22 protein-coding genes are annotated in these 23,985 nt (G+C 66.7%); 11 read left to right on the top strand and 11 right to left on the bottom strand.

The annotated features are described in order from the left end of the window. Positions 1 to 32: 32 nt before the first annotated feature. Positions 33 to 725 carry a 6-phosphogluconolactonase gene (gene pgl, locus ACQY76_RS05390; protein WP_428031869.1) on the bottom strand — a complete coding sequence of 231 codons (693 nt, stop codon included), beginning with the start codon at positions 723 to 725 and terminating at the stop codon, positions 33 to 35. A gap of 245 nt (positions 726 to 970) precedes the next feature. Beyond that, on the bottom strand, positions 971 to 2,446 hold the full coding sequence (zwf, locus tag ACQY76_RS05385) for a glucose-6-phosphate dehydrogenase (protein ID WP_428031868.1): 1,476 nt from the start codon (positions 2,444 to 2,446) through the stop codon (positions 971 to 973). Between the two features lie 732 nt (positions 2,447 to 3,178). Here zwf and ACQY76_RS05380 point away from each other — a divergent pair. From ACQY76_RS05380 to ACQY76_RS05355, 6 genes are all read left to right on the top strand, one after another. Next, on the top strand, positions 3,179 to 4,189 hold the full coding sequence (locus ACQY76_RS05380; RefSeq protein WP_428031867.1) for a Bug family tripartite tricarboxylate transporter substrate binding protein: 1,011 nt from the start codon (positions 3,179 to 3,181) through the stop codon (positions 4,187 to 4,189). 226 nt (positions 4,190 to 4,415) lie between these two features. Further along, positions 4,416 to 4,916, top strand: coding sequence for a tripartite tricarboxylate transporter TctB family protein (locus tag ACQY76_RS05375; protein ID WP_428031866.1), 501 nt, complete (start codon positions 4,416 to 4,418; stop codon positions 4,914 to 4,916). Between the two features lie 53 nt (positions 4,917 to 4,969). Continuing rightward, the gene (locus ACQY76_RS05370; RefSeq protein ID WP_428031865.1) at positions 4,970 to 6,484 is read left to right on the top strand and encodes a tripartite tricarboxylate transporter permease; all 1,515 of its coding nucleotides are present in this window, start codon (positions 4,970 to 4,972) and stop codon (positions 6,482 to 6,484) included. 336 nt (positions 6,485 to 6,820) lie between these two features. Beyond that, a complete protein-coding gene (locus ACQY76_RS05365; protein WP_428031864.1) occupies positions 6,821 to 7,552 on the top strand; it encodes a GntR family transcriptional regulator in 732 nt (243 codons plus the stop codon). Positions 7,553 to 7,845: 293 nt separating this feature from the next. Beyond that, positions 7,846 to 8,307 (top strand): TerB family tellurite resistance protein, encoded by a 462-nt coding sequence (locus tag ACQY76_RS05360; protein ID WP_428031863.1) that lies wholly within the window; start codon positions 7,846 to 7,848, stop codon positions 8,305 to 8,307. 122 nt (positions 8,308 to 8,429) lie between these two features. Next, positions 8,430 to 9,194 (top strand): glutamine amidotransferase, encoded by a 765-nt coding sequence (locus ACQY76_RS05355; protein WP_428031862.1) that lies wholly within the window; start codon positions 8,430 to 8,432, stop codon positions 9,192 to 9,194. A gap of 109 nt (positions 9,195 to 9,303) precedes the next feature. On the opposite strand, the gene ACQY76_RS05350 is transcribed toward ACQY76_RS05355, so the two are convergent. From ACQY76_RS05350 to ACQY76_RS05340, 3 genes are all read right to left on the bottom strand, one after another. Continuing rightward, positions 9,304 to 9,768 (bottom strand): MucR family transcriptional regulator, encoded by a 465-nt coding sequence (locus ACQY76_RS05350; protein WP_428031861.1) that lies wholly within the window; start codon positions 9,766 to 9,768, stop codon positions 9,304 to 9,306. Between the two features lie 408 nt (positions 9,769 to 10,176). Next, positions 10,177 to 10,821, bottom strand: a complete 645-nt coding sequence (locus ACQY76_RS05345) for a TenA family protein (RefSeq protein WP_428031860.1) — start codon at positions 10,819 to 10,821, stop codon at positions 10,177 to 10,179. Between the two features lie 97 nt (positions 10,822 to 10,918). After that, a complete protein-coding gene (locus ACQY76_RS05340; RefSeq protein ID WP_428031859.1) occupies positions 10,919 to 11,725 on the bottom strand; it encodes an SDR family oxidoreductase in 807 nt (268 codons plus the stop codon). 219 nt (positions 11,726 to 11,944) lie between these two features. Here ACQY76_RS05340 and pucL point away from each other — a divergent pair, with 219 nt between their 5' ends. From pucL to uraD, 5 genes are read left to right on the top strand one after another with little or no spacing between them, the layout of a single operon-like run. Continuing rightward, positions 11,945 to 12,784 carry a factor-independent urate hydroxylase gene (pucL, locus tag ACQY76_RS05335; RefSeq protein WP_428031858.1) on the top strand — a complete coding sequence of 280 codons (840 nt, stop codon included), beginning with the start codon at positions 11,945 to 11,947 and terminating at the stop codon, positions 12,782 to 12,784. Positions 12,785 to 12,814: 30 nt separating this feature from the next. Continuing rightward, complete coding sequence (locus tag ACQY76_RS05330) at positions 12,815 to 13,636, top strand: FAD binding domain-containing protein (RefSeq protein WP_428031857.1); 822 nt, start codon at positions 12,815 to 12,817, stop codon at positions 13,634 to 13,636. Beyond that, positions 13,633 to 16,374 carry a molybdopterin-dependent oxidoreductase gene (locus tag ACQY76_RS05325; RefSeq protein ID WP_428031856.1) on the top strand — a complete coding sequence of 914 codons (2,742 nt, stop codon included), beginning with the start codon at positions 13,633 to 13,635 and terminating at the stop codon, positions 16,372 to 16,374. Before ACQY76_RS05330 ends, ACQY76_RS05325 begins: the two co-directional genes overlap by 4 nt. A gap of 17 nt (positions 16,375 to 16,391) precedes the next feature. Next, positions 16,392 to 17,732 (top strand): guanine deaminase, encoded by a 1,341-nt coding sequence (gene guaD / locus ACQY76_RS05320; protein ID WP_428032943.1) that lies wholly within the window; start codon positions 16,392 to 16,394, stop codon positions 17,730 to 17,732. Beyond that, complete coding sequence (gene uraD, locus ACQY76_RS05315) at positions 17,677 to 18,624, top strand: 2-oxo-4-hydroxy-4-carboxy-5-ureidoimidazoline decarboxylase (RefSeq protein WP_428031855.1); 948 nt, start codon at positions 17,677 to 17,679, stop codon at positions 18,622 to 18,624. Before guaD ends, uraD begins: the two co-directional genes overlap by 56 nt. A 1-nt stretch (position 18,625) precedes the next feature. Here the strand turns inward: uraD and ACQY76_RS05310 are convergent, their stop codons facing one another. The 6 genes from ACQY76_RS05310 to ACQY76_RS05285 form a co-directional block, all read right to left on the bottom strand. Next, a complete protein-coding gene (locus ACQY76_RS05310) occupies positions 18,626 to 18,835 on the bottom strand; it encodes a hypothetical protein (RefSeq protein ID WP_428031854.1) in 210 nt (69 codons plus the stop codon). Positions 18,836 to 18,968: 133 nt separating this feature from the next. Next, the gene (locus ACQY76_RS05305; RefSeq protein ID WP_428032942.1) at positions 18,969 to 19,430 is read right to left on the bottom strand and encodes a flavin reductase; all 462 of its coding nucleotides are present in this window, start codon (positions 19,428 to 19,430) and stop codon (positions 18,969 to 18,971) included. 150 nt (positions 19,431 to 19,580) lie between these two features. Beyond that, on the bottom strand, positions 19,581 to 20,894 hold the full coding sequence (locus ACQY76_RS05300) for an NtaA/DmoA family FMN-dependent monooxygenase (RefSeq protein ID WP_428031853.1): 1,314 nt from the start codon (positions 20,892 to 20,894) through the stop codon (positions 19,581 to 19,583). A gap of 5 nt (positions 20,895 to 20,899) precedes the next feature. After that, positions 20,900 to 21,748: an ABC transporter ATP-binding protein gene (locus ACQY76_RS05295; RefSeq protein WP_428031852.1), complete on the bottom strand. Its 849-nt coding sequence runs from the start codon at positions 21,746 to 21,748 to the stop codon at positions 20,900 to 20,902. Between the two features lies 1 nt (position 21,749). Beyond that, positions 21,750 to 22,568 (bottom strand): ABC transporter permease, encoded by an 819-nt coding sequence (locus tag ACQY76_RS05290; protein ID WP_428031851.1) that lies wholly within the window; start codon positions 22,566 to 22,568, stop codon positions 21,750 to 21,752. 241 nt (positions 22,569 to 22,809) lie between these two features. Next, positions 22,810 to 23,889, bottom strand: coding sequence for a putative urea ABC transporter substrate-binding protein (locus ACQY76_RS05285; protein ID WP_428031850.1), 1,080 nt, complete (start codon positions 23,887 to 23,889; stop codon positions 22,810 to 22,812). Positions 23,890 to 23,985: the final 96 nt, after the last annotated feature.

Below are 23,985 nucleotides of genomic sequence, written 5' to 3'. Positions count from 1 at the left end.
CGGGCGGGTCGCCGGAGGCGTTCGGTGCCTGCTCAGGGGCACCAGAAGATGTCGAGCCCCGGCTTGGCCCGCAGCACGGCTCGGATGGGCATCTCGGTCGCCGGGCCCTCGCCCAGCGCCTTTTCCAGCACCGGCCTCTTGGCCTCGCCCTCGATGTGCAAGGCGAGCGCATCGGCGCCCAGCAGCACGGGGAGGGTGAGGGTGATGCGCGGCTCGCCGGCATCGGGCGCGCGCATCGGGATGAGGCCGAGCGCCGCGTCCGGGTCGATCGCTTCTTCCAGATGGTCGCCATTGGGGAAGAAGGAAGCGGTGTGGCCGTCATCGCCCATGCCGAGAATGGCACAGGCGAGCGGCCACGCCATTTCCTCCAGCGCCTCGTTCACGGCGAAGAGGCCGTCTTCCGGCGTCGGCGCGTCATTGGCGAGCGGCACGAACCGGGCGGCGGCCGCCTTGTTCTGCATCAGATGCTGGCGCACCAGCCGGGCATTGGAGCGCTCCGACGTCTCGCGCACCCAGCGCTCGTCCACCAGGGTGACGGCGATCCTCTCCCAGGGCAGGTCGCGGGTGGACAGTTCCTCGAAGAAGCGGGTGGGTGTGCGCCCGCCGGAGACCGCGAGGCTTGCGAAGCCGCTGCGGGCCACGCGGGCGCTGAGCGCCGCGCCGACGAAATCAGCCACCGCGCGCGCCACCTCGGCGCTGTCCTTCAGTTCGTGCAGTTCCGGCATGCTCCCGCGTGCTCCCTTTCGTGCCGGCCAGCGGCCGGACCCCTTGCCTCATGGCGGCGCGCCGCGCCGTCCGCCGTGAGTATAGGGCAGTTGCGCGGCGTCCGGGGACCGGCCGCCACGCCTCTCGCATGGGCACCCCGATCTCCCGGCAGGGCGCCGTCGTCACGTCAGCGGCGCCGATAAGGCGCCGTCCTCTTCGAATCGCGGGCGCCGGTCCGGCGCCGTCTTCGAGCCCAAGGCGCCGATCAGGCGCCGTCTTCGAGCCACGTCCGGCCGTCGCGCTCGATGAGCGCGATGGCGGCCGAGGGCCCCCAGGTGCCGGCGGTGTAGGGGCGCGGCGGCTCCTTGGCACCACGCCACGCCTGCAGGATCGGGTCCACCCATTTCCACGCCGCCTCGACCTCGTCGCGTCGCATGAACAGGGTCTGGTTGCCGCGCACCACATCGAGGATGAGGCGCTCATAGGCGTCCGGGTTGCGGACCTTGAACGCCTTGGCAAAGCTCATGTCGAGCGGCACATGGGTGAGGCGGATGCCGCCGGGGCCCGGGTCCTTGATCATCAGCCACAGCTTCACGCCCTCGTCCGGCTGCAGGCGGATGACGAGACGGTTCGACTCGATCGGTCCCACATTGGCGTCAAACACCGAATGCGGCACCGGCTTGAAGCCGACCACGATCTCCGAGACGCGCGAGGCGAGCCGCTTGCCGGTGCGCAGATAGAACGGCACGCCCGCCCAGCGCCAGTTCTCCACTTCCGCCTTCACCGCGACGAAGGTTTCGGTGTGGCTGGTGGAGGAGCCGAGCTCGTCGAGATAGCCCGGCACGGCGCCCCCGGCAGAGGCGCCGGCACGGTACTGGCCGCGCACTGTGACGGCGGCCATGTTGTGGTCGTCGATCGGCTTGAGGGCGCGCAGCACCTTGAGCTTCTCGTCGCGCACCGCATCGGCGTCGAGCGAGGCGGGCGGCTCCATGGCCACGAGGCAGAGCAGCTGCAGGATATGGTTCTGCACCATGTCGCGCATCGCGCCGGCGGTGTCGTAATAGCCGGCGCGCTCCTCGACCCCCAGCGCCTCGGCGACGGTGATCTGCACATGGTCGATATGGGCGTTGTTCCACAGCGGCTCGAACAAGGCGTTGGCGAAGCGCAGCGCCATCAGGTTCTGCACCGTTTCCTTGCCGAGATAATGGTCGATCCGGTAGACGCGCTCTTCCGGGAAGATGCGGCCGATCTGCTGGTTGAGCGCGACGGCCGACTTCAGATCCTTGCCGATGGGCTTCTCGATGACGACTCGGCCATGCTCGGCGAGGCCGTATTTGCCCAGCCGCTCGCAGATCGGCCCGAAAAGGTGCGGTGCCGTGGCGAGATAATAGACCGGAATATGCTCGGGGGAGGTGCCCACGCGCTGCGCCAGCTCGGGCCAGCCGCCATCGGCGTCGGCATCGGCGGCGACATAGGACAGCCGGGCGAGGAAACGGTCGACTTCCGGCCCTTCCAGCTCGCTGGCAGGAATATGGTCGCTGAGCGCCTGCCGGGCGAAGGCGCGGAACTGATCGTCGCTGAGCGCGCGGCGGGAGACGCCAATGATCGAGGCATCGTCCGGAATCTGGCCGTCGAGGTCGCGGTGAAAGAGCGCCGGAATGAGCTTGCGGCGTGAGAGGTCACCCGTCGCGCCGAAGACGGTGAGCGTGAAGGGAGCCACCGGAATCACACGGCTGGTCATTTGGACAGTGTCTCCTTGATGTCCCGAATCCGAGACGGCAGGTAAAGGTCGGTCCGCTTCGCGGCCTAATTGGGGAGGCGGTGCCATTCGCCCGTCTCCTAGCAAAATCGATTCCGCGCCGCGACCGTGCCGCGACGGCAGGCGGCGACTTTCTCCCGGAGTTTCACCCGTCCTCGTGAAGGCGTGGTCGAAATCCCCTTCAGAGCTCGAACCGGATGTGCTGCACCGCAGCAATATGGCGGCAAAGTGGGCGATATCGGGGCAAAGTCGGGCAGAACTCGCCGGGTTATGTATTCGCGTCGTGCGGTCAAGAAAACCGGTTCTCAGCCTCGATGGTCGCCGGGCACCACACCCGGTCAGCCGTGGGGAGAGCGGGCGGGCCGGCAGCCATGGCCGGAAAAGGCTTCTGGCGCAATGGTTTGCGTAATAAGATATGCGTACGTAAAATATGAATTATTAAGTATACCAGAGTTGGTATGCCAGATTCATAATAACGTGAATACGTAATACCAGTTGACCTTGCGTTGCAACATTGCACTTTAGAATTATCGCTTGGCTTCGGCTTATTCTTGGTACAAGTTATTACACAGAATATCCGGCGGAGAGACACAACAAAGTCGCCGGTTATCAGAGGTCTTGCCCCGGCTTCGGACGAGAGGCAGGCCCCCAAGCAAAGAGCCGACCATTCAATGAGTCGGCCGTTCGCCAAACCCTTTGGGAAGGAAACGCCAAATGAAACATCTGCATGCTCTCGGCCTCGGTGCCGTGACCGCTCTTGGCATGACGGCCCTGTCCATGCTGCCGGCCGCGGCCGCCTGGGAGCCCACCAAGCCGGTCGAGTTCATCGTTCCCGCCGGCACCGGCGGCGGCGCCGACCAGATGGCCCGCACGCTCCAGGGCATCATTGCCAAGCATGACCTGATGTCGACGCAGCTCGTCGTCATCAACAAGTCCGGCGGCGCCGGCGGCGAGGGCTTCCTCGACGTGAAGAGCAACAAGGGCAATCCGCACAAGATCGTCATCTCGCTCTCCAACCTGTTCACCACCCCGCTCGCCACCGGCATTCCCTTCAACTGGAAGGACCTGACCCCGGTCGCCATGCTGGCGCTCGACGAGTTCGTGCTGTGGGTGAACGCCGAGGCGCCCTACAAGACGGCGCAGGAATACGAGAAGGCGATCAAGGACGCTCCGGACAACACCTTCAAGATGGGTGGCACCGGTTCCAAGCAGGAAGACCAGATCATCACCGTCGCCATCCAGAAGGCGCTGGGCAAGAAGCTGACCTACATCCCCTATAAGGGCGGCGGCGAGGTCGCGGTGCAGCTGGTCGGCGGGCACATCAATTCGAGCGTGAACAACCCGATCGAGGCCGTCTCCCAGTGGCGCGGCGACAAGGTTCGCCCGCTCTGCGTGTTCGACTCCAAGACTCTGCCCTACACCGACAAGATTCAGGGTGACCTGTCCTGGTCCTCGGTTCCGACCTGCAAGTCGGAAGGCCTGGACGTCGAATATCTCATGCTGCGCGGCGTCTTCATGCCCCCGGGCGTGACGGATGAGCAGGTCGCCTACTTCGTCGAGCTGTTCAAGAAGGTGCGCGAGACCCCCGAGTGGAAGCAGCTCATGAAGGATGGTGCCTTCAACCAGACCTTCATGGCCGGCGACGAGTTCAAGGCCTGGCTCAATCAGGCCGAGACGACCCACAAGGGCCTGATGCAGGAAGCCGGCTTCATCGCCGGTAACTGATGCGCCTCGAAGACTGGCGCGCACGCCCGAGAACAGCCGGCTGAAGGCCGGCTGCGGAATCTGCGAACATCGTGGAAACACGGCGAAGGGCGGATGGTCGAAGCACCATCCGCCTGGCCGCCCCCGGGCCTGCGAATACCAACGTAACAACGAGCAAGCGTGACCTGCCGCCGCCGGGGCCTACCCGCCGGGTGGGCCTGTGCGCGCATTTTTCGGAGATATCTTGATGGAACAGGCTCACCACGGAGCCGCAGCGGGACCGAAGCAACGTGCCGTCGAGATCGGCACGGCACTGCTGACCCTGCTGTTCGGCCTCATCGTCATTTATGGCAGCGTCATCGTCGGCTTCGGCTGGGGTTCGGATGGTCCGCAGGCCGGCTTCTTTCCTTTCTATGTCGGGCTCATCATCTGCCTGTGCAGCCTGATCAACCTCGTCATGGCCCTGCGCGAGCACGAAACCGGCCTGTTCGCCGAGTGGGGCCAGCTTGGCCAGGTGCTGCGGGTTCTGATCCCGGCGACGATCTATGTCGCGCTGATCCCGTTCCTCGGAATTTATCTTCCGTCCTTCCTGCTCATCGTCGTGTTCATGACGTGGCTGGGCAAATACGGCTTCCCGCTCTCGCTGGCGGTGGCCATCGGCGTGCCGGCGTTCTTCTACGTGACGCTTGAGCGCTGGTTCCTCATCCCCCTCCCCAAGGGGCCGATCGAGGCAATGCTCGGACTCTGAACGCCAACAGATAAGACGGGGCCGGTTGCGGCCGCTCCCAGGGAAACGCGCCCATGATTGTCGATAATTTCATCAACCTCTATCACGGCTTCTACATAGCCGGCGATCCGTTCAACATCCTCCTGATGGTGATCGGCATCCTGCTCGGCGTGATCATCGGCGTGCTGCCGGGCCTCGGTGGCGCCAATGGCGTCGCGATCCTGCTGCCGCTGACCTTCTCGATGTCGCCGACCTCGGCGATCATTCTTCTGACCTGCATCTATTGGGGCGCGCTGTTCGGCGGCGCCATCACGTCGGTGCTGTTCAACATTCCGGGCGAACCCTGGTCCGTGGCGACGACCTTCGACGGTCATCCCATGGCGCGAAACGGCCAGGCGGGCGAGGCGCTGACCGCTGCCTTCACCTCGTCCTTCGTCGGCGCCTTCTTCGCGATCGTGATGATCACCCTCATCGCGCCGCTGGTCGCCCAGTTCGCGTTGCAGTTCGGTCCAGCCGAGAAGTTCGCGGTCTATTTCCTCGCCTTTGCCTCCTTCGTGGGCATGAGCAAGGAGCCGCCGGCCAAGACCATCGTGTCGATGATGATCGGCTTCGCCCTCGCGGCCGTCGGCCTCGACATGGTGACCGGCCAGCTGCGCCTGACGTTCGGCGTGACGGAACTGCTCAACGGCTTCGACTTCCTGATCGCGGTCATCGGCCTGTTCGGCATCGGTGAAATCCTGCTCACCATGGAAGAGGGCCTGGAGTTCCGCGGCAAGGCGGCGAAGATCGACCCGAAGGTGGTGTGGAAGACCTGGAAGACGCTGCCCAAGTACTGGGCGACGTCGCTGCGCTCCTGCATCATCGGCTGCTGGATGGGCATCACGCCCGCCGGTGCGACGCCGGCCTCGTTCATGGCCTATGGCATTGCCAAGCGCGTGTCGAAGAACGGCAAGAACTTCGGCAATGGCGAGATCGAGGGCGTCGTGGCTCCCGAGACCGCCGCTCACGCTGCCGGCACCGCCGCCATGCTCCCGATGCTGGCGCTGGGCGTTCCCGGTTCGCCGACCGCCGCGGTTCTGCTCGGTGGCCTGCTGATCTGGGGCCTCCAGCCCGGTCCGATGCTGTTCGTCGAGCAGGCTGAGTTCGTGTGGGGCCTCATCGCCTCCATGTATCTCGGCAACATCGTCGGCCTCATTCTGGTGCTGACCACGGTGCCGCTGTTTGCCTCGATCCTGCGCATTCCGTTCTCGATCATCGCCCCGGTGATCCTGGTGATCTGCGCCATCGGTGCCTACACGGTGAACAACAACGTCTTCGACGTGCTGATGATGATGGTGTTCGGCGTCCTCGGCTATCTGCTGAAGAAGACGAACTACCCGCTGGCGCCGCTGGTGCTGGCCATCGTTCTCGGCGACAGCGCCGAGGAAGCCTTCCGCCAATCCCTGCTCGGCTCCGGTGGCTCGCTCGCGGTGTTCTGGTCGAACCCGCTGGTCTCGACGATCATGGGTCTCGGCCTCGTCGCCGGCCTGTGGCCGCTGATCGCCATGGGCTTCAGCAAGCTGCGCGGCAACACCACCCAGCCGGCCTGAGGCGGGCACGAGAACGAACCCGCCGCGCGTTGATCGTGCGGCGGGCTCTGCCGCGAGAGAGGTGACCTAGCGTTACTTTTCTCGGGCGCCCAGGCGAAGGGCGGGGCCAATCGCTCTTCCGCCGAATCCCTCGCCCCCGGAGAGGGAGATCGGGCCATCAACGGCCGCGTGACACGCCGTCGTCCGAGCCACGCACCAGAAGGTGGCCGGCGGAACGGAAGCGCGAGCCGGCGTTTCGGGGGGACGGGAGGCAACGCCAATGTTTTATGCCGATACAGGGCTTCGTTTCCGATGCCATAGGCAACTGCCCCGCACCGGGCCCGGGATGGAAGCATCATGATAAGCGTCGAAAGCACCATTCGCCGGGTGAATGGGGGAGCCGCCAAGCTCTCCGTGGCGCCGCTCGAGGACACGTCCACCTTCAAGAACCGCGCCTACACGGCGTTGAAGGAGGTCATCGTCTCGCTCAATATCTACGATCAAACCAACGAGGTGCGCCTGGACGAGCGTCAGCTCGCGCAGAGCCTCGGGGTCAGCCGGACGCCGGTGCGCGAGGCGATGGCCCAGCTCGAACGCGAGGGCTTCGTGCATTCGGTGCCGCGGCGCGGCATCTATGTGGTGCGCAAGACCCGCCGCGAAGTGATCGAGATGATCCAGGTTTGGGCGGCGCTGGAGAGCCTCGCCGCGCGGTTGATCACGATGCACGCCAGCGACGATGAGATCGGTCGGCTGCGGCAGATGTTTGCCTCCTTCGACGAGGCGGGCGGCGCGCCGCATGCCAAGCTCGACGAATATTCCGAGGTGAACATCCAGTTTCACCAGACGATCATCGCCATGGGCGGCAACGGCATCCTCGTCAATCTGGCCGAAAACCTGTTCACCCACATGCGGATGATCCGGCGCAAGACCATTGGCGAGGAAAACCGGGCCGACCGCTCGATCCAGGACCATCTCGCCATCATCCAGGCGCTGGAGGCCCGCGAGACGGACGCCGCCGAGGTGCTGGTGCGCAACCACGCGCTCGGCCTCGCCGACCATGTCTCGCGCTACGCCGACTATCTCGAATAGGGCGAGGCGCGTGGCGGCCCCCGCTCCGCGTCCGCAGCGTCCCCAACCTCCTCCCGGCCGGTTCCTCGACCCGGCCGGGCTCTTTTTCAAACGGCGGGGCAGGCTCTAGCACCGCTGTCGGCCTGCCTTTGCCAAGGAAGGGTGTGGCGTGCCTGCACCGATGCCGCGCCTTCTGTCGCGCGCGGCCGACCGGCCGTTGCGCCGTTGCGGGGATTACGTTACCCACGGCTCAGGTCCGCAGGCGGACCCATCCCATCGCTGAACTGATCGTCCCGCCGGAGGAGCCGCCTGGCATGCTGCGCTCGCTGACCGATTTCATTGCCGAGATCGCCGGAGGCGGGCGCGAGGCGTCGGCCTTTGCCGAGAACGACTACCGGCTGGCGGCTGCCGCACTGCTGGTGCATGTCGTGACCATTGACGGCGTTATCGGCGCCGATGAGATGGACAAGCTGCGCGGTCTCCTGGCCCTCCGCTTCACGCTGTCCGAAGATGAAGCAGAGAAGTTGCTGGAGGCGGCCATCGCCCGCGATGCCGAGGCGGTCGACCTCTACGGTTTCACCAGCGTGCTTAACCGCGCCATGGACGAAGAGGGACGCCGCCGCGTCGTGGAGATGATGTTCGAGGTGGCCTATGCCGATGGCGGGCTGACCGAGTTCGAGGACAATCTCGTCTGGCGCGCGGCGGAGCTGCTCAATATCAGCTCCCGCGACCGGGTGGATATTCGCAAGCGCGTGCGCGACGCCTTCGAGGGATAGCACGTCGTCGTCGCACGACAGCCCTGCGTGCCAGGGGGTTGATGGGCCGGGCGAAACGTGGCGTCATACTTGCTTGGGATGGTGACCCCCGCGCCAACCCGGACCCGTGCCGCACCGAGATCATGGCTTCTGCAGAGTCTCCGCTTCCCGTTCTCATTGTGCTCCACCAGGAGCATTCCTCGCCCGGCCGCGTCGGGCGGCTGCTGGCCGAGCGGGGGCACCGGCTCGACATAAGGCGCCCCTGCCTCGGGGACGCGTTGCCCCGGACACTCGCCCGCCATGCCGGAGCGGTGGTGTTCGGCGGACCGCAGAGCGCCAATGACTGCCATGACTATGTGCGGGCCGAGATCGACTGGATCGGCGTGCCGTTGCGGGAGGACAAGCCTTATCTCGGCATCTGCCTCGGCGCACAGATGCTCGCCCGCCATCTGGGCGCCCGCGTGGCCCCCCATCCCGAAGGGCTGGTCGAGATCGGCTATTACCCAATCCGCGCCACGGATGCCGGTGCCGGCCTGCTGCGCGAGACGCGCGGCGATGCCGCCGGCGCCGGGTCCTGGCCCGATCATGTCTATCATTGGCATCGCGAGGGGTTCGATCTGGCTGCCGGTGCGGAACTGCTCGCCGAGGGGCCGACCTTTCCCAACCAGGCGTTCCGCTTCGGGCGCGGCGCCTATGGCATCCAGTTCCACCCGGAAGTGACGCATCACATGATGTGCCGGTGGACGGTGCGGGGAAGCGAGAGGCTGGACCAGCCGGGCGCCCGCCCGCGCCGGGCGCATTTCGCCGACCGGTTGCAGCATGATGCGCGCATCCGGCTGTGGCTGGAGGCCTTCGTCGACCATTGGCTGGCTTCCGATGCCGCGCTTGACGTAATGGGCGGAAACTGACGCCACGCCTCGAGGGCACTCCGGGAGGCCGGCGGAAACGAAAAAGGCCGCGCCGACAGGGCCGGCGCGGCCTTTTTCATGTTGTTACATCAATGGCTGAGGCGAACGCTCAGGCCACTTTCTTGGCGCGGCCGCGCGGCTTCGCCACGGGGGCGGGAACCGGCTTCTTGCGCTGCTGGCCGAGACCCATCTTCTTCGCGAGATTGGAGCGGGCTTCAGCATAGCTCGGGGCGACCATGGGATAGTCGTTGGGCAGGCCCCACTTGGCGCGGTATTCTTCGGGCGTCATGTTGTACTTGGTGCGCAGGTGACGCTTGAGCGACTTGAACTTGAGGCCATCCTCAAGGCAGATGATATATTCCGGCGTGACAGACTTCTTGACCGGAACGGCGGGCTTGAGAACCTCTTCGACCACGGCCGGTGCCGGAGCAGACAGACGAAGCAGCGCGCCATGCACCTTGGCGATCAAATCCGGAAGCTCGGCGGCCGGCACCGAATTATTGCCCACGAAGGCGGCAACGACATCCGCGGTAAGGCCCAGATAGTCGGCCGACACGCTCTCCTGCTCAGACATCTATTTTCTCCATTGAAGCTGACACGGATTTAACACCAAACCCGAAAACGTCAATAAGCAATTGACAAGCAGAGTGGTTCCGTCACTGCGATTTCTTCGTCGGACATAAAAGCTAGCGGTGAACGGCAGATATTTCCGGATGTGTCCCGCTCTAAATGGGCCTAGGACCGAGACTATTATACCAACGCGATGAAGTTGCCGAGCCAGCGGGCTTTTTCATGGCGCCCGACAAAGACATGCCATGAGTTGAGCGTGCCCGGGATGATCTGTGGTCAAAGTCGTCTGCCGGACAAAAGGAGAACCTGAGTGAAATAAAGGATGCCAAGCATCAGCGCACAATCTTTTGATGAAGGCCGCTTCGTAATGCAATCTCTGGGCGCTCCACGTAGTGGGGGCCGGTTTGTCGAATCACTCGTAGATGTGATCGAAGAAAGCACGCTCCAAAGTCACCGCGCGGCGGAAAAAGGCGGCAGCCTCGGCCCGGCCATCATCATCTGCTGCCGCCCCGACACGATCGAGTTCGCTGCGCAGCCAAGTCACGAAGGTTCGGAACCCGTCATTATTGTGCAGGGTGATCCACTCCGCGTGAACGAAGTCCGGGGGCAGCTCCTCGACAGCCCGGTCCGCCCAGGACAAGTAAAGCCACTCCGCCACAGTGAGCACGGCCAGGCACGCGCTGTAGTCGGCACTGTCGGCGGCATGCTTCATTAGCGCCTGGAAGCCGGCGGTGGGCGCGGTGAGCACGGGATGCCGGCGCTCGGCATCCGGCACGCCCAGCGCATCGAAACTGCGCTGGAAATAGGTGTTCTCGTCGCTGGTGATCATCGCCGCGAACTGCGCGAAGCGGATGCGCGATTCGAAACGGTCGGCGGTGGCAATGGCCATGCCGAGCAGCGAGACGAAGCCATCGATGAACTGATAATCCTGCGTCAGATAGCGGCGCATCACTTCGGGCGGCACCGTGCCGGAGAAGATCTCCCTGACAAAGCGGTGATCGACGCAAGCATCCCAGTCCGGCGCGCACGCCTGGCGCAATTCACTGCTGAAACTCACCGCTTTTCCTCCGAAACATCCAGACGCTTTGCCGCTATCTAGAGCGTTTGACGGCGGGGTGGAATCTCCTCTGTTGAAAACGGCCTGATCTCGCGGGCTACATCCTCACCGTCTGCCCGCCATCCACCGTGAGGACATGGCCATTGACGAACGAGGCCTCGTCCGACGCGAGGAACACGGCGGCGGCGCCGATTTCATGCGGCCGGCCCCAGCGCCCCAGCGGCACCCGGACATCGACAAACGCGGAGAAGGCGGCATCGGCGACCAGCCCGGCATTGGTCTCGGTGGCGAACATGCCGGGAGCGATGGCATTGCTGGTGATGCCGGCGCGGGCATAGTCGACCGCCAGCGCCCGCATCAGACCCGTAAGGCCAGCCTTCGCGGCGGTATAGACCGGATCATGCCGGTTGGCGACCTGGCCGGCGATGGAGGTGACGGTTATCAGCCGCCCATGGCGGTGCGCTGTCATGTGCTCGGCCGCCTCGCGCGCCAGCAGCATCGGCCCGACCAGATCGGTGGCGATGAGCGACGCGATCTCGCCGGGCGCGAAATCCTTCAGCGGCCGGCGGTCGCGCGCGCCGACATTATTGACCAGTATGTCCAGCCGGCCGTGGCGTTGCGCGATGGCGGCGATGGCCGCGCGCCCGGCGTCGGGATCGGCGACATCGAAGGGGGCGGTGTCGACAACCCTGCCGGTTTCCGCCGCGAGCGCGGCCGCAGCCGCCTCCAGCCGGCCGGCATGGCGACCGTTGATCACCACGCTCGCCCCGGCGGAGGCCAGCGACTTCGCCATTTCAAAGCCGAGCCCACGGCCGGCCCCGGTGACGAGGGCGACGCGCCCATCGAGACGGAACGGGCGCGGCAGGGGCGGGTGGGCGGAAGGCGAATCGGCAAGGGGGGGCATGGCAAGCTCGCATGGAGGGCGTTGCAGCCATTTTCGCCCCTCGCCCTGCCGGACGCCACCCGGTTTCGCGCCATCCCGCTGCAGCGGGGCCGGCACCGGCACCGGCTAGCCGCTGCGGCGTTTCGGCCGGACGGCTTTCGCGCCGCGCCTTGCGGTGCCAGACTGGCACCGGTTTCGCATACGGATCGGCAGCCATCCGATCTGACGGGAGTTGTGTCCATGCCGCTCATTCGTAACAGTTACGGCAAGGGGCGCGTGCGTATCATGCGGGTGCAGCGCGAGGCGGCGCGGCACGAAGTGCGCGAGCTTTCCGTACAGGCGATGCTGAGCGGAGACTTCGAGGCCGCCTATACACAGGGCGACAACCGGCAGGTCATCGCGACCGATTCAATCAAGAACATCATCAACATCGTCGCCCGCGACCATGTCGGGGCGGAGAACGAGGTCTTCGCCGGGGCGCTGGCGCGGTATTTCCTCGACCGCTACCCCCATGTGAGCGGCGTCGAGATTTCCGCGCACGAGACGAAATGGCGGCGGATCGAGGTTGAGGGCGGCGCGCATGACCACGCCTTCGTTCTCGACGGCAACGGCACGCCCACCCTCACGCTCGCCGCCACGCGCGCGGGCACCCGCCTCGTCTCCGGCATCAAGGGTTTCACCTTCCTGAAGACCACGCAGTCGGGCTGGGAGGATTACTGGTTCGACGAGGCGACCACCTTGAAGCCCACCGCCGACCGGCTGTTCGCCACCTCGATGGAGGCGGAGTGGCTGTGGAGCGGCGTGCCGGCGAGCTACGCGGCGGCGAATGCGGCGGTGATCGAGACGGCGCTGACGATTTTCGCCACCACCTACAGCCCCGGCGTGCAGGCGACGCTGTACCAGATGGGCGAGGCGGTGCTGGCGGCGGTGCCCGAGCTGGCGGAAATCTCCATGTCCTGCCCGAACAAGCATTATCTCCCCATCGACCTCTCGCCCTTTGGCCGCTCCTTCGACGGGCAGGTTTTCACGCCGACCGACGAGCCGCACGGACAGATCGCCTGCACCGTGGCGCGCGGCTGACGCGGCAACGGCGCGTCAGGAGGCAAACCGATGGACCTCAACACCGTCACGGCGATCCTGCACCCGCGTGAACGGGCCGAATTGCCGCCCGCGCGGGAGGGCGACGCCGTACTGGGCGGCGGAAGCTGGCTGTTTTCCGAACCGCAGCCGGATATTCGCCGGCTCGTTGATCTCGCCGGGCTTGGCTGGGAGCCGCTGCGCGTCGACGCGGAAGGGCTGAGCATCGCCGCCACCTGCACCATTGCCGAGCTGAACGGCTTCGAGCCGCCGGCGGGCTGGCCGGCCGCGCCGCTGATCCGTGCCTGCTGCAGCGCCTTCCTCGCCTCGTTCAAGATCTGGAACATGGCGACGGTGGGCGGCAACATCTGCCTCGGCCTCCCCGCCGGGCCGATGATTTCGCTGGCGGTCGCCCTCGATGGCGAGGGCGTGCTCTGGGCGCCGGAGGGCGGCGAGCGCCGCGTGACGATTCTCGATTTCGTGCGTGGGCCGCGCGAGGTGGCGCTGGCCCCGGGCGAGGTGCTGCGGGCGATTTACCTCCCGGCAGCGGCGCTGCGGCGGCGGGCTGCCTTTCGCCGCGCCTCGCTCACAGCGCTCGGGCGCTCCGGCGCGCTGCTGGTCGGCACGCGGGGTGACAAAGGCTTCCATCTGACCGTCACGGCCGCGACCCGCCGGCCGGTGCAACTCGCCTTTCCCGCCGTGCCCACGCCGGACGAACTTGCCGCGGAGCTGGCGGCGGCCATTCCCGATGCGCTGTATTATGACGACATGCACGGTCGCCCCGACTGGCGTCGCCACATGACCGCCCTGCTGGCGGAGGAAATCCGCGTCGAGCTTGAAGGGGAGCGCGCGTGAGGCTCACCGTCAACGGCCGCGCCTTCACAGCCGAGCCCAGCCCTGGCCAATGCCTGCGCACCCTGCTGCGGGAACTCGGCTGGTTCGGGGTGAAGAAGGGCTGCGACGCCGGCGATTGCGGCGCCTGCACGGTGCATCTTGACGGCCGGGCCGTGCACAGCTGCATCACCCCGGCCTTCCGCGCGGCGGAGCGCTCCGTGACCACGGTCGAAGGGCTGGCCGCGACAGGGGAGGGTGACGGGCTGCACCCGATGCAGAGCGCTTTTCTGAAGGCGCAGGGTTTCCAATGCGGCTTCTGCACCGCCGGCATGGTGATGACCGCCGCCGTGCTCGACCAGAGCCAGCGGGCGGACCTGCCGGAGGCCTTGAAGGGCAATCTCTGCCGCTGCACCGGCTATGCCGCGATTGCCGATGCGGTGGCGGGCGTAGTGACCGCGCAGAGCGATGCGGGGCAGGGCGGGGTCGGGTGCAGTCTCGCCGCGCCGGCCGGGCCGGACATCGTGACCGGTGCCAGCCGCTACACCATGGATGTGGCGGCGGAGGGCGAACTCGAAGGGCTGCTGCATCTGAAGCTGCTGCGCTCCCCCCATCCGCATGCGCGCATCCTCGCCATCGACACGGCGGCGGCGCGTGCCGTGCCCGGCGTGGTCGCGGTGCTGACCCACGAGGATGCGCCCCTGCGGCTGTTTTCCACCGCGCGGCATCACCACGCCACCGACGATGTCGACGACACCCGCGTGCTCGACGATGTGGTGCGCCATATCGGCCAGCGTGTGGCGGCGGTGGTGGCGACAAGCGAGGCCGCCGCCGAGGCCGGCTGCGCGGCGCTTCGCGTGGATTATGAGCCGCTTGCAGCCGTGTTCGACCCCGAGGCGGCGATGCTGCCGGGGGCGCCGCTGGTGCATGGCGAGAAGGGCCCGGCCTCGCGCATCGCCGATCCCTCCCGCAACATCGTCGCGGCGCTGGAAGGCGAGGTGGGCGATGTGGCGGCGGGGTTCGCGCAGGCCGACGTGATCCACGAGGCCACCTATGAGAGCCAGCGGGTGCAGCACGCGCATCTGGAGACGCATGGCTGCATCGGCTGGCGCGATGCGGAGGGCCGGCTCGTCCTGCGCAGTTCCACCCAGACGCCGTTCCTCACCCGCGACGCGCTGGCCGCGCTCTACGACCTGCCGCGCGAGGGCGTGCGGGTGTTCACCGGCCGGGTGGGCGGGGGCTTTGGCGGCAAGCAGGAAATGCTCACCGAGGACATCGTCGCGCTCGCCGTGCTGAAGACCGGGCGGCCGGTCAAGCTGGAATATACACGCGCCGAGCAGTTCGCGGCCTCGACCAGCCGCCACCCGATGAAGGTGACGGTGAAGCTCGGCGCCACGCAAGAGGGGCGGCTGACCGCTTTTTCCATGCGGATGCTGCTGAACACCGGTGCCTATGGCAACCACGCCACCGGCGTGCTGTTTCACGGCTCGGGCGAGAGCGTTGCGATTTATCGCTGCCCGAACAAGAAGATAGAGGGCTGGTCGGTCTATACCCATGCTTTGCCCAGCGGCGCCTTTCGCGGCTATGGGCTGAGCCAGACCATCTTCGCGGTGGAATCCGCCATGGACGAGCTGGCGCACAAGCTCGGCCTCGACCCGATCGCGTTGCGGCGGCTGAACATGGTGCGGCCGGGCGATGCGATGGTGTCGTCCTGCGCCCCGCATCACGATGTCGAAATGGCCAGCTATGGTCTCGACCAGTGCCTCGATCTCGTGGAGGCGGCGCTGGAGACGCCTGCGACGGCGACTCTCTCATTGGCAGGGCTGTCACCCGACTGGCATGTCGGGCGCGGCGTGGCGGCGGCGATGATCGACACGATTCCCCCGCGCGGCCATGTGGCACAGACACGGCTGAGGCTAACCCCTTCAGGGAACTATGAATTACGCACCGGCACGGCGGAATTCGGCAACAGCACAACGACCGTTCACGTGCAGATTGCCGCCACCCTGCTCGGCGCGCGGCCGGACCAGATCCGCGTGCTGCAATCCGACACCGCCCATGTCGCGCACGACACCGGGGCCTATGGCTCCACCGGAACGGTGGTGGCCGGCGAGGCGACGCGGCGGGCGGCGCTTGCTCTCGGGGAGACGATCCGTGCCGCCGCTGCCGCCCGGCTGGGCGTGGCGGCCGAAGAATGCCGGATCGAGGGCGAGGCGGTGATGACCGGTTACACGCGTATCGCCCTTGCCGATCTCGCGCCGCTGGAGGCGGTGGGCGATGCCGACGGCACGCCGCGCTCGGTCGCCTTCAATGTGCAAGGCTTTGAAATCGCAGTGCATTCCCGCACCGGCGAGATCCGCATCCTGCGCTCCGTCCATGCGGCGGATGCCGGGACGGTGATCAACCCCATGCAGTGCCGGGGGCAGGTGGAGGGGGGCGTGGCGCAGGCTATCGGCGTCGCGCTCCATGAGCGGCTGATGATGGACGGGCAGGGCGCCGTGACCAATGCGAGCTTTCGCGGCTACCATATTCCCGCCTTCGCCGATGTGCCGCGCACGCAGGTGTTCTTCGCGCAAACCCATGATTCCATTGGGCCCATGGGAGCGAAATCGATGAGCGAGAGCCCGTTCAACCCGGTTGCGGCGGCGCTCGCCAACGCGATCTTCGATGCCACCGGGGTGCGGCTGCGGGCGACCCCGTTCATGGCCGACGAACTGTATGCGCTGCTGCCATCCCAAGCTGCAGAAGGCGCCTCATCATGAGAGAACCCAGCTGCAGGATGGTGCTGCGCGGGCCGGCGGCGACGCTGGCGGGAAACCCGTTCGAGCAGCCCTCCCGTGGCTGCCTCGTCACCCATGACGACGCGCTTGTGGTGATCGAGGACGGGATCATCACCGCCTTCGGCCCGCATGCCGAACTGAGGGACACGCTGCCCGGCGGCGTCGACATCGTGCATTACCCCGATCACCTTCTGGTGCCGGGCTTCATCGACGCGCATGTGCATTACCCGCAGATGCAGATGATCGGCGCCTTCGGCGCGCAATTGCTGGAGTGGCTGGAGACCTACACCTTCCCCGCCGAGATGAGCTTCGCCGATGCCGGCCATGCGCAGCGGGTGGCGCAGCTGTTCCTGCGCGAATTGCTGCGCGCCGGCACCACGACGGCGATGGTCTATTGCACCGTGCACCCGCATTCGGTGGACGCGTTCTTCACCGAGGCAGCGCGGTTCGATGCCCGGATGATTGCCGGCAAGGTGCTGATGGACCGCAACGCGCCTTTGGGCCTGCTCGACACCGCGCAGCGCGGCTATGATGAGAGCCTCGCCTTGATCGACCGCTGGCACGGGCGCGGGCGGGCGCTCTATTGCGTCACGCCGCGCTTCGCGCCGACCTCGACGGAGGCGCAGCTCGACGCCGCCGGCGCCTTGTTGAAGACCCGCGACGGGCTCTTCCTGCAGACGCATCTGTGCGAGAATCCCGGCGAGGTGGAATGGGTGCGCGAACTGTTCCCCGCGCGCTCTTCCTATCTCGATGTCTACGCCCATGCCGGGTTGATGGGGCCGCGCTCGATGTTCGGCCATGGCGTGCATCTGCACGAGGGCGATTTCTGCACCTGCCACCAGAGCGGGGCGGCGCTGGCGCATTGCCCGACTTCCAACCTGTTTCTCGGCAGCGGCCTGTTCAGGCTGTTCGAGGCGGTGGACCCGCGCCGGCCGGTGAAGGTGGGGCTCGGCACGGATGTCGGCGGGGGCACCTCGCTCTCGCAGCTCCAGACGCTGAACGAGGCCTACAAGGTCGCCGCGCTCACCGGCCATAAGCTCGACGCGGTGCAGGGCTTCTACCTCGCCACGCTCGGCGGCGCGCGGGCGCTGGGGCTGGAGGACCGGCTCGGCCGGCTGGCGCCGGGGATGGAGGCAGATATCTGCGTGCTCGACCCGAAGGCGACGCCGCTCATGGCGTTCCGCGCCGGCTACTGCGCCTCGATCGAGGAAATGCTGTTTCTTTTGATGACGCTGGGCGACGATCGTGCCGTGCGCGCCACCTATGTCGCCGGACGCTGCGTCTATGATCGCGAGCGGACGGGCGACCCGTTCGTGCCTGTCCTGCCGCGCGAGGAGTGAGCCCGTGCCTGAACCCCTTTCCCTCGACGAGCTGAACGCGCGCGACCAACACGGTTTTGTCGCCGCGCTGGACGGCGTGTTCGAGCACGCGCCCTGGGTGCCCGAGGCGGCGTTCGCCGGCGCGCCCTTCGCCACCGTCTCGGCGCTGCACGCGGCGCTGATGGGCGCGGTGCGGGCGCGGCCGGAGGCCGAGCAGGTGGCCTTCGTGGCGGCGCATCCCGACCTTGCCGGCAAGGCGGCGCGGGCCGGCGACATGGCGGCGGATTCCGTCTCAGAACAGGCCGGGCTCGGGCTGGACCGGCTTTCCGACACCGAATATGCGCGCTTCGAGCGGCTGAACGGCGCCTATTGGGCGCGCTTCGGCTTTCCCTTCGTCATCTGCGTGCGGCGCCAGACGCGCGACGCGATTCTCGATGCCTTCGAGGCGCGGCTCGCTCATGACAGGGCTGACGAGCTTGCCGCCGCTCTCGCCGAGATCGGCCGCATCACCGCGCTGCGGCTGGTGGAGCGCGTGGACGGGCCGGGCCTGCCGAAGGTTTACGGGCGGCTTTCCACCCATGTGCTCGACACCCACAAAGGCGGGCCGGCGCAGGGGGTGCGGGTGGAATTGTTCGAGGTGGGGGCGAGCGGGCGCGCGCTGCTGCGCGGGGCGCTGACCAATGAGGACGGGCGCACCGACGCGCCGCTTATCTCGGGCACGCCGCTGCGCGCCGGGCGGTATGAGCTGGTGTTCCACATCGGCGCGTATTTCGCCGCGCGCGGGCTGGCGCTGCCGGAGCCGGCCTTCCTCGACGAGGTGCCGGTCCGCTTCGGCATCGCCGAACCGGAGGGGCATTATCACGTGCCGCTGGTGGTGACGCCGTGGAGCTATTCCACCTATCGCGGCAGCTAGATCATCGCCCGCGTGAATAGGCGTTGATGGTTTCCTGCCAGCGAATGGCGGCGTCGCCGTTCAGCGCGGCCTGATTGGTGGCGCGGGGCTGGGACGCGTAGTTGCGCAGCCACGGGAAACCCGACGGCGGGCTGCTCTGCGCCTGCGCGACGGCCGGCAGCGTTAGGGTGGCGGCAAGCGCGGCGGCGGCGATAATCCTTGAACGCTTCATGATGGGCACTCCCTGACAGGCGTGCGACATGCACGCGCCTCACCATGTACGGTCGCGCCTCACGTGACGCTTTTCGCAGCGCGCGAAATTCCGCGGGGATCACCGGCTGTTGAAGAATGGCGCGCGGCCGGTGTCAGTCGTCGGTCGGGCCGGAGAGCGTGTGGTAGCGCCGGTCGTAATAGATCAGGCTCTCGTCCGAGCCGCCCTCGGCGACGCCGACCACTTCGCAGAACAGCACGTCATGCGTGCCGACCTCGACCGTGCGGACGATGCGGCAATCGAAGGCGACGACCGCCCCGACCAGCATCGGCGCGCCGGTGGCCGCCACCCGCCACGCGCCGCTGGCGAAACGCTCTTCCGGCGGGGTGCGGCCGCCGAACAGGTTGGAGAGCGGCTCATGCCCCGCCGCCAGCGTGTTGATGCACACAACGCCATTGGCATGGACCGGGCCGGCCGCCGAGGACGATTTGTTGAGGCAGACCAGCAGGGTCGGCGGGCTGTCGGTGACCGAGCACACCGCCGAGGCGGTGAAGCCATGGCGCCCGGCCGGCCCGTCGGTGGTGACGATGTTCACCGCCGCGCCGAGCCGCGCCATGGCGTTGCGGTAACCCTGCCGCGTCACCTGCGGCGGGGCATTGTCGGGAGCGCCGTCGTGCGGCGAGCACTGGGTCATGCCCTCTCCTTCCAGCCGGAACATCGCCGGCACTAATGGGGCGCGGCGCGGCCGCACCCCGGACAGATGCGCTCAGAACTCGCGCAGATTGTCGCGCAGCAACTGGTGCTTGTATTCGGTGCGCACCAGGCCGCGCGCCTGCAGCTCCGGCACCAGCCCGTCGCAGATCTCGGTGATGTAGCGCCGCGAGACGCGCAGCACCGGCGTGGTGATGAGGAAGCCGTCGCCGCCGACTTCGGCCATGGCATCGCCCATCTTGTCCGCCACCTGCGCCGGCGTGCCGATCAGCTCCATGGAGGAGACGAGACCGCCGCCGCCCGAGGCGGCGAGCTGGCGCAGCGTCTTGCCCGAACCCCATTGCTGGAACTTGTCGAGCGTGCCGGATTCGCCGTTGGTGACCAGCTTTTCCGGCAGCGGCTTGTCGAGGTCGTATTGCGCGAAATCGATCTCGGTGATGGCGGAGATGGAGATCAGCACGTCGGTGACGAAATTGTCCGACATGGTGACGTTGTCGTAGCGGGCGCGGGCTTCCGCCTCGGTCTCGCCCAGGCTCGGGCAGATGCAGAAGAACACCTTGATCTCGTCCGGGTCGCGCCCGAGCGCGGCGGCGCGGGCGCGGATGTCGGCGCGGAACGCCTTCATGCCCTCGACGCCATTGGCGACGGAGACGATGGCGTCGGCATGGCGGGCGGCGAAATCGCGCCCGCGCGGCGAGGCGCCGGCCTGCAGATAGACCGGGCGGCGCTGCGGCGACGGCACGGTGTTGAGCGGGCCGCGCACCTTGTAATAGGTGCCGTCATGGTCGATCGTGTGGACCTTGGAGCCGTCGGCATAGATGCCGTTGGCGCGGTCGAGCACCACGGCGTCCGGCTCCCACGAATTGAACAGCTTGTCCACGACCTCCATATATTCCTCGGCCATGGCGTAGCGGTCCTCGCGCGGGGGCAGCTTGTCCATGCCGAAATTCTTCGCCATCAGGTCCTCGGCCGAGGTGACGACGTTCCAGCCGAAGCGGCCCTTGGTGAGGCTGTCGATGGTGGAGCACAGGCGCGCCAGCATGAAGGGCGGGTAGGCCATGGTCGACAGGGTGGCCACCACGCCGAGATGGCTGGTCGCCATGCCCATGGCCACCGCCAGCGGGGCGGGATCGGCCTTCGGCACCATCATGGCGTGCTTGAGCGAGAGATCGCGCGAGCCGCCATAGGTCTCCGGCACCATCAGCTTGTCTTCGATCATGATGAGATCGAAGCAGGCGCGCTCCATCGCCTGCGCCATCTCGACATAGAAGCGGCCGTCCCACGGATTGCCGCCCTGGCCGAACGGTTCGCGCCATTCGTCGGGCGTGAAGTTCATGAACCAGGCGAGATGGAAGCGGTTGTCGGCCATTGCTGTCAGTCCTTCACTAAAGCAGTCTCGAATGCCGGGACGGCCGGGTCGTCCCCGGTTGCGGGCGTGCCGGCGAGGAAGGTCAGGCGCACCCTCTCGCGCTCTGCCTCGAAAGCTCTGGATTCCCGCACGCTGCGGCACTTGGCTTCGAAGTCGGAGACGATGGTGGCGCCGAAGCGCTCGGGCGCCTGCGGGTCGTTGCGCCGCCGGTCGACGGCGATGACGCGCGTGCCGAGCAGGAAGGCCTCGGGCAGATCATGCGTGACCATGACGATGGTCATGCGGTTTTCCTCCCACAACTCGCCCACCAGCTCGTGCATCGACTTGCGGGTGCCGGGGTCGAGGGCGCCGAAGGGCTCGTCGAGCAGCAGCACCTTCGGCTTCATGATCAGCGCCTGCGCCAGCGCAAGGCGCTGCTGCATGCCGCCGGAGAGCTGGGCGGGGTACTTGGCCGCGTGCTCGCCGAGGCCGACGCGGGTGAGCAGCGCCATGGCGCGCTCTTCGAGCGCCGCGCGGCGGGCACCGAAGAAGCGCCCGAGCAGCGGCGCGCCGGCCCATTGAGGGCCCATCATCACATTGCCCAGCACGGTCTTGTGCGGGAACACCGAATAGCGCTGGAACACGACGCCGCGGTCGGCGGTGGGCTCGGTGGCGATCGGCTCGCCATCGAGCAGAATGCGCCCGCGCGTCGGCTGTTCCTGCGAGAGCAGCATGCGCAGCAGCGTGGTCTTGCCGACGCCGGAGGGGCCGATGATGACGAGAAATTCGTGGTCGGCCAGCGACAGGTTCACCTGCTCGAGCACGACCCGCTCGTCATATTCCTTCCAGACGTTCTCGAAGCTGATGGTGGTCATTTCAGGCCGCCTTTATCTGGTCCCACGGATAGGCGGCGACGCTGAGGCGACGCAGCGCGTAATCCATGAGGAAGGCGAGCAGGGTGATCCAGATCACGTAGGGAAGGATCACGTCCATGGCGAGATAGCGCCGCACCAGGAAGATGCGGTAGCCCAGCCCGCCTTCGGACGTGATGGCTTCGGCGGCGATGACGAACAGCCAGGCGGCGCCGAGCGACAGGCGCACGGAATCGATCAAGCGCGGCATCACCTGCGGCAGCACCACGCCCGAGATCATCTGCCAGGTGGAGGCGCCCAGCGTCTGCGCCTTGATGATCTGCTCGGCGGGAATGGCGGAGACGCGCAGCATCACGTCGCGGATGATGAAGGGGGCAATGCCGAACACGATCAGCACGATCTTCGACGCCTCGCCGAGCCCGAACAGGATGAACAGGATGGGCAGCACGGCGAGGGGCGGGATGAGCGAGAAGGCGGCGAAGAAGGGTTCGAACGTCGCCCGCAGATAGGGGACGAAGCCGACGATGATGCCGAGCACCAGGCCGAGCAAAGCCGAGATGCCGAGGCCGAGGAACAGACGCTGCAGGCTGAGCCAGGTGTCCCACCACAGCAGATACTGCTTGGTGGCGATGTCGATCGTGGTCGCCATGCGCACCATGGTCGCCCAGAAGCTGGCGAAGCTCGGCATCAGCTTGTCGGCCGGCTCCACAGCGAGGCGGGCATTGGAGGCGAGAAGATAGATCGCCAGCACCGCGACGAAGGGCAGGAGGGCGAGGATGAGCCGGACGCCGGGACGTGGCGCGTAATTGATGATGCGGCGCATGGCGGCCTTTCGGTTGCGATCGTCATCCGGGAGGCTGAACCTCCTCCCGCGATGATGGCGCTTCGGAGCAGTCTCTCAGGGCTCGGCCGGAGTGTTTCCCGGGCGTGTTTCCTGGGCCCCGGATCGGCGCCGCAGCTTCGTGCGGCTCGTCCGGGGAACGGAACGGGGCACGGCCTCTCACCGTTCCGCATACCCCCTCACGCCAGCCTCTCCCGACAGCGGGAGAGGCTGGCGCAACCGCTCACAACTTCCCGTCGGCGGCGTCCTTGGTGAAGCTGGCATTGACCCGCATCTTGATGTTCGCCTTGTCGCCCAGCACCGTGCCGTCGGCGACCTCGATGCCGATGGTGTCGACGCTGGTGGCGCCCTGGCCGAACAGGCCCTGCTGGAAGCAGAAGGTGCGGATGCTGTTCCAGATCTTGGCGTTGTCGGCCGACATCAGGAAGCTGGCGGCTTCCGCCGGCGTGTAGAAGAAGTGGGTGGTGTCGAGCTGCGCCTGCAGGCCGCCGGCATCGGTGCCCATGGCGCTGGTCATCACGGCGCGCATCTCCTCGGCGGGGGCGCCGCCGGCCTTGAGGATGCCGAGCGCCTCATACCAGGCGCCGACCATCGCCTTGGCGAAGTTCGGGTTGTCCTTGATGTTCTGGGTGTTGCCGATGAACACGTCCATGATCTCGCCGGGGATCTTGGACGAATCGAACAGGTTGGTGGCGCCCTTGACCTTGAGCATGTCCTCGGTCAGCGGCTTCCACGAGACGGCGTGCTTCATCTCGTCCTGCGAGACGAAGGCGGCGGAGATCTCCGCGTCCGAGATGTTCACCGTCTTGGCGGCGGTGGGATCGTCGATGCCGGCGAGTTGCAGGCCGCGGTTCAGCAGATAGTGCGAGACGCTGTACTGCAGCAGGTACACGTCCTGGCCGGCCAGTTCCTTCACATCCTTGGCGGTCTTGGAGACGACGATGTCGTTGCCGTTGGAATAGTCGGTGATCAGCAGGATGGAGGTGTCGACGCCGCCGGCGGCCGGCATGGTGAGGCCGTCCATGGACGCCACGCCCACCGCATCGATCTCGCCGGCGATGAACTGGTTGATCGAGCCGACATAGTCGTTGGCCTGGATGATCTCGACCTCGATGCCGTATTTGTCGGCCCACTTCTTCATGATGCCCGAGGACTTCATGTAGGCGAACGGCATGAAGCCGATATAGACAGTGTAGGCGACCTTGAAACTCGTCTTCGGCGCGGCCTGCGCCGCGGGCGCTCCCGCGAGGGCGACGGCAGCGAGGCTGGCGAAGACGGCTGCTGCCCTGAGTATGCGCTTCATGAGGGGTGGCTCCGGTCGCTGAAATGGCTGGACCGGGCTATTAAACGGTGACTTAATATCGCGTGCAAGCCCAACAAATGGGCACGCTTAGCATAT

It is taken from the genome of Ancylobacter sp. (assembly GCF_965279025.1).
Classification (GTDB): Bacteria; Pseudomonadota; Alphaproteobacteria; order Rhizobiales; family Xanthobacteraceae; genus Ancylobacter.
This window is presented reverse-complemented; position numbering and strand designations above follow the sequence as displayed.